Genomic DNA, 12,881 nt, shown 5'->3' on the forward strand with positions numbered 1-12,881 from the left:
TGGCCCTGTATACAGAGCCACGTTGTATTAACAATGTGTTATTGCTGAAAACTGTCGGGAAACAAAGATTCGAGCGAAGGGTTAGGCTGCCTCATTAAATCAGCGTCTTTCCACTCCTCGATTGGCGGCACATCGTATTGTTTTTGCAAATTCGTCAACTGCTCTCTGAGGCGCTTTATTTCAACTTGATACTCAGGAGAATCAATCGCGTTGTTCATTTCAGAAGGGTCGACGGATAAGTCATAAAACTCCCACTCATCATTTGGGTTATAAAAATGAATAAGCTTATAACGTCCATCTGATACGCCATAATGCCTAGCAACATCATGGAATCCTGGGAATTCATAATAGTGGTAATACAACGCCTCTCGCCACTCTGTTGCTTCTTCACCAGCAAGCAATGGTTTAAGAGATTGACCGTGCAATTTTTCGTTAATTTTGACGTCCGCAATATCAAGAAACGTTGGGGCATAATCGATATTTTGCACCAATTCATCAATCACAATACCCTTCTCAATTACCCCCGGTAATTGCATCACTAACGGTGTAGAAAAAGACTCTTCATACATAAATCGCTTATCATAAAATCCGTGCTCACCGAGGAAAAAGCCTTGGTCTGAGGTATAGACAACCAACGTATTGTCGCTAAGGCCGGTCTCTTCTAAGTAATCAAGGACTTGACCAACGCTTTCATCGACAGCAATGATTGTCGCGAGATAATCTTGCATATAACGTTGGTATTTCCATTCCGCCATTTCCTGTTCGGTCCATTTGGCTTCGTTACGGTTCATCTCATCATTACGCGCCTGATAGGCCGCATCCCATTTTGCTCTTTGTTCAGGAGTAAGGCGGGCTAGAAGGTGAGGCCAAATATCTTCACGCCATTCACCACTGTCTTCAGCAACGGTCATCTTTAAGTCATGTCCGTCTTGAGTATGATGTGCAATGGTCATCGTTTGGTTACTCGCCGCTTGTCGATTATCGTAATTGTCGAAAAAGTTCTCTGGCAGTGGAAATTCTGTATTTTCAAACATTTGTGTGTGTCTTGGTGCTGGCATCCAATTTCGGTGAGGGGCTTTGTGGTGCATCAATAACGCAAATGGTTTAGTTTTATCACGGCTATTAGCAAGCCAGTGTAACGACTTGGTGGTAATAATATCGGTGGTATAGCCCATCTCCATAGTGACACCGTCACGCGTAATAAAATCGGGGTTATAGTATTCGCCTTGGTCATTCAAAATATCCCAATGATCAAACTTAAACCCATTAGGAATACGATTAATATGCCACTTACCAATCATTGCAGTGGTATAACCCGAATCTTGTAAGGTATTCACCCAATTGAATTGGGTTCCATCAAATACTTGGCCGTTGTAGGTAAATCCATTCTCATGACCAAACTTACCTGTTAGCATCGCCGCACGGCTTGGGCCGCAGAGTGAGTTCGTCACGTAAGAGCGCTCAAACCTTGCCCCGTTTTCAGCAATTCGGTCAATATTGGGGGTAGGCGCAAGCTTAGATATAGGGTGCCCATAAGCACTAAGAGCTTGCACTGCGTGATCATCAGACATAATGAAAAGAATGTTTGGACGCTCGCTCTCAACTGAGATAGGCGTATCAGCCGCAACGGCGGGCACTGAAACTGAGCATAACGCCCCTACAACCAAACCTGACAATACCGACTTTTTCATCGTTTGTTCCTTCAAAAAGAGCCCGCCAAGGCAGGCTCACTCGTTCATAAGTAATGGATTAATGAGTAATAGAAAAACTGGCTTGCTGAACGTTATCTGACGCCGTTCCTACGAAGACATCAAACGTGCCCGACTCGTAACCCCAGCTCATATCTGCGCGATAGAATGCGAGGTCATCGGTCGAGAGCGTAAACGACACGGTTTTACTTTCACCGGCTTCAAAATGAACTTTTTGAAAACCTTTTAGCTCTTTTACTGGGCGAGTAATCGAACCCACATGTTGACGGGTGTAGAGTTGGATCACTTCCTCGCCAGCGAAATCACCAGAATTTGTCACCTTGACGCTGACTTGTAAGTCTTTTTCAGAGCTTAAGAAATCCGAACTCAATTCCAGATCAGCATAATCAAACTGACCATAACTTAGACCATGACCAAATGCGTATAAAGGCGTATTCGGTGAATCGTCATAACGCGACTTATAATGCTCTTGGCGTTGATTTGGGTTATCAGCTTTATAAGGACGACCAGTGCTCTTCGCGTTGTAGTAAATCGGTATTTGACCGACTGAACGTGGGAATGTCATGGGTAGCTTGCCTGAAGGCGAGTAATCGCCAGATAACACATCAGCAATAGCATGACCACCAGCCGTCCCTGGATACCATGCATGCAAAATAGAATCGACGTTTTCATCGGCCCAACGTAAATCGTTTGGTCGTCCACTCATCACGACAAGCACCATCGGCTTACCGAGTTTTTTCAGCGCTTTCATTACTTCTTGTTGATTGCCAGGCAACGTTAGTTCCACTCGGCTTGCCGCTTCACCCGACATACGCTGGTCTTCTCCCATAACCATCACAATCACATCAGACTTTTCAGCCACTGCGATAGCGGCATTAAGGTCGGATTGCAACTGAGGATCTTCTTTATGAATACGCGGAACCGTTAGACCTTCTAAAGAATCCAGTTCATCCTGAGTCGACAAGTACTCGTTGCTTGCCCCCTTTGCATAGTGGATTTTTATGTCCTTTCCATAACGGCTTTTTAAGCCATCAAGCACAGAAACAGGATCACTCTTACGATCTCCCGCGGCCGCCCAATTACCAATCATGTCGGCTTTACTGTCTGCAAGGGGGCCTATCAAAGCGATTGAGTCGATCTTTTTCGTGTTGAGTGGTAAAACATCATTGTCATTCTTTAACAACACAAACGACTTTCTGGCCACATCTCTTGCGGCTTCAAGGTTTTCAATACTAAGTATTTCTTGAGCAGCTCTTTCTTTGTCGTTGTAACGATATGGGTCTTCAAATAACCCTAGTCGCCATTTCATTTCAAGAATCGAACGAACTGACTTATCAACCGCGTGTTCGGACACCTTACCTTCTGCGACTAACGACTCTAAATGTTCGATATACAGCTGACCAACCATGTCCATGTCCGCACCCGCATTGAACGCGATTTCTGCGGCATGTTTGTCATCGCGAGCATAACCGTGTGGTACCAATTCATTAATAGCGGTGTAGTCGGTAACCACAAAGCCTTCAAAGCCCCATTGGTTACGTAACACTTCGGTTAACAGTCGTTTGCTGCCCGAAGCTGGAACGCCATTCAGATCATTAAACGCCGTCATGAAGGTGCCGACACCCGCATCTACCATCGCCTTAAAAGGAGGCATCTGGGTCGTCCAAAGCTCATGCTCAGAAACGTCCGTTGAGTGATAATCTCGCCCAGCTTGCGATAGGCCGTAGCCAACGAAGTGTTTCGCTGTTGCCATTACCGTGTCAGGTTCACTCAAGTCATCCCCTTGAAATCCCTGAACACGGGCTACCGCCATTGCAGTAGATAAGAATACATCTTCACCCGACGCTTCAGAGACCCTACCCCAACGAGGATCTCTGACGAGGTCTGCCATCGGTGCAAAAGTCCACATGATCCCATCCGCTGCGGCTTCTTTTGCGGCAACCTGCGCGCTAATTTTTGCTGCATCCAAATCCCATGTAGCGGCTTCACCAATAGACTGGGGGAAAATGGTTTTATGACCATGAATAATGTCATGCCCTACAATTAGAGGAATACCCATGCGTGTTTCTTCTACCGCTATTTTTTGCAGGTGACGACCAAACTCTGCACCATAGGCATTAAAAATGGCACCAACTTGCCCATCTCTAATTTGTTGCTCATACGATTCATTGATAAAGGGTCCCGTCGTATTTCGAAAACCGCTTTGCAGATCAAGCTGACCAATTTTTTCCTTTAGTGTCATCTCATTAAGTAAGTCATCGATGAACTTATTCATCTCCTGTGAATCATCTTTCCAATGCACTTTTGAGGCCGGGCTTTGCTGTTCGACTTGGATTACATCTTTAAACATCGTTGTACTTGCCACTGCATAGCCTCCTAACGATAAACTTAACGCCAAAAATGTCGGTTTAAATACTGATCTCATAACTTTTCCAATCCGTTTGATTTCATTGAAAGTGCACTTCCCCCACGCTTTGAAGGAGGGTGCATTTCTAAAAAACCGGGACAAATACGCCTAATATGCCGATGAAAACCAATTGGTTTTCGTGCCTGACTCAGAAATTCAGCGCCGCCCCAATCAAATAATATCGTCACTTTAATGCAACTCGAAACATTTCGACAACGCTGTTATTTAAAAGTGAGATTTAGCGCATGTAAGTCATGATATAACGCTAACAAACACGATCAATCCCACAAAAATCAAACTAGAAACGTTTCTATTGCTAGTGATAGACATAATGGGAACAGTTGTGTTACTACATCACTCTAATTCGACATCATTTCTTATCTACAATTAGGTTTACTATGACAATCCATTACAGGACTTTTGGTATATCCATTCTCACTGGGACGCTACTCGCATGTAGTACCGATTCGGTTGACTCATCACACCCAACACGGCCCGACCCGATCGATCATATATACGTTTCTCAAAGCTTGTACCCTGCCGGCTTTGAACAGCAACTCACGAGTAACTTGCAGTTTTTCCAAGACGGTGTGGGGGTCAGTACGACAGCTAAAGTTCCATTTAATAGCATTAACTTTGATGAAAACGGAACCTTAATTAAAAAGCAGACTGGGCGCCTAAACGTAACGGCACTCGGCCTGTATCTCAACGTGCTCACCGAGATGGAACAAGCGGGGTCAGATAAGGCTCGCCAGCGGTTATTTGATCTTATTGAAATAATGGAAGCGATGCCGAAGTGGAAAGGCAATTTCTATTGGATGTATAGAATTGAATCTGATGGCCAAATTAACAAACTTCCCAAGGCCGTTGCCTCTGCTGTTGATTCAGCAAACCTGATCACCTCTATGGCAGCGGTTGCAGGCACCTATTGGACAAATACTGATCCAAACCTCAGAAGCCTGGCACAACGTTTTGATGCTCTAATAAGACATTCTTCAACAGCATGGCTTGCACTCTATGATGAGGAAAAAGGGCTACTAAGTGGGGGCTATAGGGATGAGCTGCCTGATAGCGGCGAGCCTGGTATCACCAGCTATTATATCGATAGAAAATCAAATGAAAGTCGACTCGCCCCCATTTGGGCTCACTTATTAACGCAACAAACCGTCAAGCCCATCCCGGAAACCGTATTCAACGCAATGCGTTTATATCAAGCGGACTATGCCGCAAATGACGGACGAATATTACAACCGATGCTCACTTGGAAAGGCGCATATTTTCAGGCCTTGCTGCCATCCATTTGGTTTAACGAGCACTATTTGGTTGGGCAACCACTACTGTTTGATCATGCCACTCAGACACAGATAGACTATACCAAACAGCATAATATTCCTTTTCTATCTTCATCCGCAACGATCGAAGGTGGTTACTCAGAATATGGCATCGATGCGATGAGCGAGCATTTTCATCGAAATGAAATAAACACCGTTCAAGAAGACGTGGGAACCCCTCACGCCAGTGCTTTATACTCGATTTTAAACCAGCAGCATGCTATTGAACTCATGCTCAATATCGAACGTCACCATCCCCAAATAGCTGGTGAGTATGGTTGGTACGATGCTATTAATATCAATGGCGAAGTAAGACGTCGATTAATTAGCCTTGATCAAGGAATGTTTGTGGGTGCTTTCATGGCACCACACTTACAAGAAGGCGTCAAAAACTACATAAAGAAATCATTAGGAAACGAAGCTTGGGCCGGGGTAACTTCCATGTACAGCACGTTCATCGCGGATGGAATTTGCGACGATGTGGGTTGTCGTGACTTATAATATGTCTTCTTAATAGTCCCCCCATTGTTGCGCTTCTAATAGCATAAATTACGATATTGGAAAGAGTAACAATGGGGATATGTCACATGAGATAGCTCTTGATATCTATCCGCTGTCTATCAATTACCCTCCAACACACAACTTATGGCACTAGCGTAGAGAGTGCGTTGTCATTAACGATACTCATTGGTTTGGCTTTTTTTCTTAATGCCTTCAATAACAACGACCTCGCTTCCTTGCGCTCAGACACATCAGTTGAATAATACGCAGCAATGTATTGGTTAAATTCAGAATCATAGAGACACTTTATCTCCGTCTTTTCATGAGTCCAGAAATACGCGGCTCTCTGAGGCTCATCATTTAAAACGGATTGATAAAGGCTATTCTGTGTCGCTGTCCGTGATTCGCTTTTTATTGAACTACATTGTTTTGTTTTTATATGGAGTCGATAAGCAACCATTAATGTCATCAACCACAACAGCGTCACAGCACCAGCAACCGTTCGCCAATCTTTAACAAAAGAGTCAGAAGTCGTTGGTATTATGAATTCATCGCTGTCAGAACTCACCATAGAAGACGTCACATTCAATTCAACGCCCCCTGCTGTTGTAGTTTGTATGGTGTTATTCGTCAGGTTAAACCATGGAATTGAAAGTGTGGGCAACACTAGCACGCCACTTTGCCTTGGAACCAGCGTTTGTTCTATCGTCATGCTAGTCCCCCCATCACGCTCCTTAAAGCTAACAGGCTGGCTGTAAACATTGACGGTGCTAGGGTTAGGAATCTCCAATGTAGGGAACTGATCTATCCCTATCCCCTGAATAAAAAGTGTCACGGTTCTAGTGACTGCATCACCGACTTCGATCTCTAATCGATGATCCGACCATGTCTGCTCAATCGTAACTTGATCAGACGGCAACCATAAACCACGATATTTTGATGGGATGTCATGCCCAGTAATGACTAACGGTTCCGCTTCGAGTGCGACCTGCTGTACCGCCCCCATATCATCAACTTTACGATGAATAACCGATGCACCACGCAACTCAAATTCACCAACAAGATCCGTTGATAAGGCAAATTGATAACTAGAAATTCTATATTGCTGGCTACCAACAAAATAGTAGTCATGATCTTGATTTACCCTTCTCACTGTGACGCCTTCAGCCTGTGGGGGAAGCACACTCGACAAATGAATATCTGCTGATGACTCAACAAAAAAGGTATAGATGACTTCACTATTCGGATACAAAAGACGATTTGAGAGAGTGTAGTGAACTAAAATACTATCTTGGCCACTTTCCTCTTGTTCCAATAAAGTTGCGGTATAACGCTGACCCGCTGTCCCACCATCGGCAAACACAGGGGCAACAGCCAATAAACAAGTAATTAAATAAAGCGCATATTTTTTCATGGGAGTTACCATTCAATCGGATGTGGTGATGACGGTGGATTATCTTGAGCTTGTAGAATAAGTTGATTTCTTAATAGCAGACTGGGGTCGACTTTTATCTGTGACAGTCTATTAATTACGGGATCAATCTCCCCTAGTTCGGCGAGTTGATGTTCAATGGCTTGCAAATCAGCTTCTGTTGGCGTCCCAAAGTCATCATCAATACTGCCCATACCAAAAATGTCAGCCGCATAATCTCCAACGTCATTTTGCGTTTGTTGAGGACCAGACGACTGACTATTAAGCTCATCACTTACATCATTTTGTTCTGGCTGTTCATTGGGCTGAGCTGAATTTGAGGATGCTGATGAAGCCCCTTCATGTGAATCATCATTTTCCCCTTGTTCTTGTGAGCTGTCATCGCCCTGATCCTCACCATCTTCCCCACCATCGTCTTCTCGCTCTTCGCTACCTTCACTGTCTCCAGATTCTTGTTGGTCTGAATTCCCTTCAGCGTTGTCTTGCTCTTGTTCCTCTATTGACTGCTCTAATTGCTTGTCGATAGCCGCTTCCACAACGTTCAAATTGGCGGTCGCGTTTGCGTGCTTAGAATCTCTCACCAGCACCGCCCTGTACAACTCGGCAGCCCTCTCATACTGACCTAGTTTTGCTAGTGCATTCGCTAAGTTGTAGTCATTTTCTGGCTCATCAACTTTTAAAAATGCCTTTACCGCCCCTTCAAAGTCACCCTTTTCATACAATACAACGCCTTGCCAGCGATTATCTGAAAAAGACATAAACGCCTCTTCATAATCTTTGATTAGAAATGCTTCATAGCCTTGACGATCGTCGTTACGCCAGAACGTGGCATGAGCATTCTCAATCGGTAATGCACCAAGTATCACGACAGAAAAAAAGACACCTCGACGGAACCCTGCAAGAAGTAGTAGCGCTAAAGGCCAAATAAACCAATAGCCATCATTCAACAACGGTGCAGACACAGGACTATGGCTCTCCATTGAATCCTGCCCTTCATGGTCCGCTATGAATTGATGTAGCTGTATAATATCTCTATCTGTCGCCTGGTAATCGACATAAATGCCTCCTACGCGTTTGACTAATTGATTCAGTAGTATTGGATCCAGAATGGATCTGGACGCTATGCCGTTACTATCACGAACGAGTGCACCATCATTATCAATAAACGTAGCGCCTTTTGGAGTGGCAACAGCCAAAACAGACAACCGAAAATGACTATTTTTGAATAGGCTTTGAATTGCTTGTTGCTCACGCTCACTAATACCTGAAGTCACTAACACAATATCACCGAAAACAATATTGGCCTGCGTCATAAGCTGAATCGCTTCTTTTACGCCTGCCGCTGCATTTTTACCCTGCGAAGGCATAATTTCAGGCGATAAATACTGCAACTGAGTCAAAACGGTATTTTTATCATGCGTTAGTGGACTGATAGTAAACCCTTGGTCGGTATAAGCGACGACGCCAGTATAACCGTGTGTGAATGAGGACACTAAGTCTGTCGTTTTGTAAAATGCTTGTTGAAAACGACTAGGTAAAATATCCGTCGCATTCATCGCATAAGACATATCAACCACCATCACTCTTGCCTGATTATCGATACTTGGCGACTGGGGGTCTTCACGCCAGCTGGGGCCAGACAAAGCGACCATCGAAATTAGCCAACCAACCAGAACCAATGGTTTCAAGATATCTTTACTTTTTGATAATTGATGCCTAACAAGATGCGGTGCTATCAATCCCGTCGCGTACGTTTTATGTTTTAAGAAATAACAAAGGGGAAGCACTAGCAAACCCACTAACCAAAGCGGTTCATTGAAACTAACCATGCCGCCTCCTATAGATGAATAGCAAAGACATAACAAGCAAAAAGCCGCAAATCGGGTATGGATACAGCTCAACTCTTGGTTGCCATACCGACTCAGCTTCTGCTATCGGCTCTAGTTCATCAATCAGATGATAAACATTACTGAGCTCTTGCTGGTTTCGAGCCCTAAAATACTGCCCTCCCGTGATATCGGCAATGTCAGTGAGTAGCGCCTCGTCTAAGTCATGTGAGGGGTTAGTTTCTTCCATGCCACCATAGGCGGTTTCAACCAGCATTGATTCCGCGCCCAAGCCAATGGTGTAGATCACGACACCACTCTCATCTGCCAGGCGAGTTGCCTCTTTGGGATCGATAATTCCAGCCGTATTACTTCCATCGCTCAGCAGTATCAACACGCGTTGCGAAGCATCACTATCTAAGAACGTCTTGGTGGCAACCGCTAAGCCTTCACCGATCGCAGTCATGTACCCCACTAAGCCAATGCTGAGCTGCGAGATCTGCTGCTCCAAATTAGTGACATCTAGCGTCAATGGCGTGTGCAAATAGCCATGGTCAGCAAATAGTACCAACCCAAGTCGGTCTCCTTGTCTCTGGCTTACAAACTGTGCCAATACACTTTTCATAGCCGATAAACGGCTAATTGGCTCATCTTGGCTTCCGTTCATATCTTCAATGTACATTGACCCAGATAGATCCACCGCTAGCATCACATCTCTATGCTCTGTAAACGTAAAAACGGGCTCCCCAAGCCACGTGGGTCGAGTCAATGCCATAACGATAAGCAACCATGCAACCGTCATCAGTAAAGCAGGTATTCTTTGTTGCTGACGCCCTGTAATAAACCCACTTGGTAGCTTACCAAGTCTTAACTCGATTGATGGCGAACAATGCGGCAACCAACGCCTCACGAGCCAAGCTAAGGGTAATAGTGCCCCCAAATACCAGTACTCTAGGGCTAACATTGGCGACTCCAATCGAGTTGTTCAATCCAAGCTTTCGTTCGCTCAATAGAGCCCTTCCAATGATCATCACTAAGTGGAATAGAGGCAAATAAAGCATGGTGCCATTCCGTTTCTATTGATGTAAACCAAGGCTGATCAAGCTGATTATCTAGCCAATCTAACCACGCTTTTCCGTGTAACCCTGCTACTTCCTCACGTTTTGCGATTGTCAGGGAAATTTTCCGCAGTAATTGATTCAGTTCAGATATATTCTTGGTTTTCTCAACTATGAATAATTCACACATCGCCTCAACTTGGGCACGAGGACGTCGCGCACGTTTTCTCCAAAAAAACAGGGCTGCCGCAACCACTAGTAAGAGCAGAAACCAAACCGAGATAGGAAGCGGCCAAATACTCGGCTCAAGTGGTATTTCAATAGGTGCTAACTCTATTAAATGGACGTCACTTGTCATGAAGCCCTCCTAATTGGTCCACTAATGACTCTCCTGACGACAACCGATAGAGTGAAGCCTGCAACCGCCTAGAAACACTAGCTAAATGTGTAAGTCGTTGCTCAAAGTCTTGCTTTAACGACTCTCGATGGGAGGATTTAGCAAAATTAATTCGGCAATACCCCCTGCTATCCGCAACCCAAGCTTGCTGTCTAAAACTCGTGTCACCTTGTTCAATGGGATCAGAAATATGCACAAGTCGTAGCGAGTTGTGCTTCGCTAGCCGTAACATGACATTTTCAGCGCGAGGTGAAAGTCCCAAGAAATCACTAATAAAAATAACATCACTCCCTTTTGGGCATAAGCGCGTTAACTGCTCCAATACTCGCTCAAAAATAAGTGCTGAATGTTGTAAAGAGGGGTGAGGCTCTACGGGCGTCGAGTGTAACGTTATCAACGCATTTAAAAGATGTAATGCCCCGTCTTGACGAGCAACGGGAGCACAATCTTTTACCTCATGTTGATTAAATATAATTCCCCCTATTCGATCCTTTTGCGCGACAGAAAGCCAACATAACAAACTAGCAAGGTGACCAGCCTGCACAGACTTATAAAGTAACTTAGTCCCCATTTGCATCGAAGTAGAGACATCGACCACCAGCATAGTGGGACGTTCAGATTCTTCGGTGTATAGCTTGGTGTAGGGTTTTCCCGTTCGCGCGGTAATTCTCCAGTCGATACTTCGAACGTCGTCACCGATTTGATAGGGTCTTACCTCAGCAAAATCCATCCCTCGCCCTTTTTTAGGGCTTGGGTGATGGCCACTGAGGTGTGACCAAATGCTCCGTGCCGGTGGCATCCAACGCACGCTCGCCTGTCGGTAGTGAAGTAATTCCTTTAAACACAGGTCATAACCGTTACTATGGGCAGGTAACATCATACCGCCGCGACCAGTGCTAGTAGAGTTTGAATAATTTTATCCGCGGAGATACCTTCTGCTTGCGCTTCATAACTACGGATTATGCGGTGTCTCAAAACGGGATAAGCCACAATCATCACATCTTCCGGCGTTACAAAATCACGGCCGGATAACCAAGCATTTGCTCTTGCACATCGGTCAAGTGCCAACGTTGCGCGAGGGCTTACCCCCATTTGTAACCACGCACTTAACTGATCGTCATAACGCTGAGGTTCACGCGTCGCCATCACTAACCGAATCAGATACTCTTCAACATCTTCCGCCATATGCAAAGAAAGGATCTGTTGTCGTGCCGCGAAGACCTCTTCTTGAGAAAGCAAGACCGAAGGTTCTGCAACTCTGCCTAACGCTTCACCACGATTTAGGCGCAAAATAGCCCGTTCACTCTCGTGATTTGGGTACTCTACGTTTAGCTGCAACAAAAATCGGTCGAGTTGCGCCTCAGGAAGTGGGTAAGTCCCCTCTTGCTCAATTGGGTTTTGTGTCGCCATGACTAAGAAAAGCTCGGGTAACGAGTAAGTATGCTTACCGACGGTAATTTGTTTCTCCGCCATTGCCTCTAGCATGGCAGATTGCACTTTCGCTGGTGCGCGATTAATCTCATCCGCGAGCACTAATGAATTAAAGATCGGGCCCGATTGGAATTGGAACTCCCCGGTTTCGGGGCGATAAATATCGGTGCCTGTCAAATCAGATGGCAGGAGATCAGGGGTAAATTGTAATCGATGGAAATCACCTTCAATACATTCAGCTAACGCTTTAACAGCACGTGTTTTTGCCAGCCCTGGTGGTCCCTCAACAAGGATATGCCCATCTGCCAACAAAGCGACAACTAACTGCCTGACCAGTTCATGCTGGCCAATCACCTGGGTTTCAAGATAACGAGTCAGTACAGAGAACGTAGCAAATATCTTTTCACTCGACATAATAGTCTCACTAATATCAATAGAAACATTATTCAATAAAAGCGCCTTATCTATTAAGCGCGTTAATCAATCGTGCACACGTTAGGGGCGCTAACCAAATAGATTCGTGGCTCGATAACCAAAAATCGCAAGTAAGACCATATATCTTGTCACGAAACCTGATGCGGTTAGCCAATACTTGAGACGTCACTGACGCGCAAACAATAGACACTAAACAGGTTATATTTAGGACTCATTCGACGTGAATAGTGCTTTATTTAGTGTGTATTCCGAATCTACATTTGCTTTACAGAACGTAATTACGATTGGGAAAAGGCTTAGCGTCCTCGCTAAGCCTTTATAAACAGCCATCATTGATATGACATTATGTTTTGA

Annotated in this window: 9 protein-coding genes; 1 reads left to right on the top strand and 8 read right to left on the bottom strand. The window is 44.8% G+C overall.

Translation table 11 applies throughout. The annotated features are described in order from the left end of the window. Nucleotides 1-38: 38 nt before the first annotated feature. Both L4D74_RS06890 and bglX read right to left on the bottom strand, forming a co-directional pair. Complete coding sequence (locus tag L4D74_RS06890; protein WP_428751388.1) at nt 39-1,691, bottom strand: sulfatase family protein; 1,653 nt, start codon at nt 1,689-1,691, stop codon at nt 39-41. A gap of 58 nt (nt 1,692-1,749) precedes the next feature. Continuing rightward, the gene (gene bglX / locus L4D74_RS06895) at nt 1,750-4,134 is read right to left on the bottom strand and encodes a beta-glucosidase BglX (protein ID WP_428751389.1); all 2,385 of its coding nucleotides are present in this window, start codon (nt 4,132-4,134) and stop codon (nt 1,750-1,752) included. Nucleotides 4,135-4,514: 380 nt separating this feature from the next. On the opposite strand from bglX, the gene L4D74_RS06900 reads away from it, so the two are divergent. Beyond that, nucleotides 4,515-5,948, top strand: coding sequence for a hypothetical protein (locus tag L4D74_RS06900; RefSeq protein WP_428751390.1), 1,434 nt, complete (start codon nt 4,515-4,517; stop codon nt 5,946-5,948). A gap of 142 nt (nt 5,949-6,090) precedes the next feature. Here L4D74_RS06900 and L4D74_RS06905 read toward each other — a convergent pair whose 3' ends face one another. Genes L4D74_RS06905 through L4D74_RS06930 form a run of 6 tightly spaced genes read right to left on the bottom strand, consistent with a single transcriptional unit; the run spans nt 6,091 to nt 12,506 of the window. Then, nucleotides 6,091-7,362 carry a hypothetical protein gene (locus L4D74_RS06905; RefSeq protein WP_428751391.1) on the bottom strand — a complete coding sequence of 424 codons (1,272 nt, stop codon included), beginning with the start codon at nt 7,360-7,362 and terminating at the stop codon, nt 6,091-6,093. 5 nt (nt 7,363-7,367) lie between these two features. Beyond that, entirely contained in the window at nt 7,368-9,209 is a 1,842-nt protein-coding gene (locus L4D74_RS06910; protein WP_428751392.1) for a VWA domain-containing protein, read from the bottom strand. After that, nucleotides 9,202-10,170 (bottom strand): VWA domain-containing protein, encoded by a 969-nt coding sequence (locus L4D74_RS06915; protein ID WP_428751393.1) that lies wholly within the window; start codon nt 10,168-10,170, stop codon nt 9,202-9,204. The genes L4D74_RS06910 and L4D74_RS06915 overlap by 8 nt, the downstream gene beginning before the upstream one ends. Then, nucleotides 10,164-10,622 carry a DUF4381 domain-containing protein gene (locus tag L4D74_RS06920; RefSeq protein WP_428751394.1) on the bottom strand — a complete coding sequence of 153 codons (459 nt, stop codon included), beginning with the start codon at nt 10,620-10,622 and terminating at the stop codon, nt 10,164-10,166. Before L4D74_RS06920 ends, L4D74_RS06915 begins: the two co-directional genes overlap by 7 nt. Further along, complete coding sequence (locus L4D74_RS06925) at nt 10,612-11,541, bottom strand: DUF58 domain-containing protein (RefSeq protein ID WP_428751395.1); 930 nt, start codon at nt 11,539-11,541, stop codon at nt 10,612-10,614. The genes L4D74_RS06920 and L4D74_RS06925 overlap by 11 nt, the downstream gene beginning before the upstream one ends. Then, nucleotides 11,538-12,506 (bottom strand): AAA family ATPase, encoded by a 969-nt coding sequence (locus L4D74_RS06930; protein WP_428751567.1) that lies wholly within the window; start codon nt 12,504-12,506, stop codon nt 11,538-11,540. Before L4D74_RS06930 ends, L4D74_RS06925 begins: the two co-directional genes overlap by 4 nt. Nucleotides 12,507-12,881 lie beyond the last annotated feature (375 nt).

The organism is Vibrio cionasavignyae, assembly GCF_050337155.1.
GTDB lineage: Bacteria > Pseudomonadota > Gammaproteobacteria > Enterobacterales > Vibrionaceae > Vibrio > Vibrio nomapromontoriensis.

Excerpts from the sequence above, each read along its gene's own strand:
- L4D74_RS06890 (WP_428751388.1), bottom strand. The coding sequence starts at position 1,691 with ATGAAAAAGTCGGTATTGTCAGGTTTGGTTGTAGGGGCGTTATGCTCA.
- L4D74_RS06920 (WP_428751394.1), bottom strand. The coding sequence starts at position 10,622 with ATGACAAGTGACGTCCATTTAATAGAGTTAGCACCTATTGAAATACCA.
- L4D74_RS06925 (WP_428751395.1), bottom strand. The coding sequence starts at position 11,541 with ATGATGTTACCTGCCCATAGTAACGGTTATGACCTGTGTTTAAAGGAA.
- L4D74_RS06905 (WP_428751391.1), bottom strand. The coding sequence starts at position 7,362 with ATGAAAAAATATGCGCTTTATTTAATTACTTGTTTATTGGCTGTTGCC.
- L4D74_RS06910 (WP_428751392.1), bottom strand. The coding sequence starts at position 9,209 with ATGGTTAGTTTCAATGAACCGCTTTGGTTAGTGGGTTTGCTAGTGCTT.
- L4D74_RS06900 (WP_428751390.1), top strand. The coding sequence starts at position 4,515 with ATGACAATCCATTACAGGACTTTTGGTATATCCATTCTCACTGGGACG.
- bglX (WP_428751389.1), bottom strand. The coding sequence starts at position 4,134 with ATGAGATCAGTATTTAAACCGACATTTTTGGCGTTAAGTTTATCGTTA.
- L4D74_RS06930 (WP_428751567.1), bottom strand. The coding sequence starts at position 12,506 with ATGTCGAGTGAAAAGATATTTGCTACGTTCTCTGTACTGACTCGTTAT.
- L4D74_RS06915 (WP_428751393.1), bottom strand. The coding sequence starts at position 10,170 with ATGTTAGCCCTAGAGTACTGGTATTTGGGGGCACTATTACCCTTAGCT.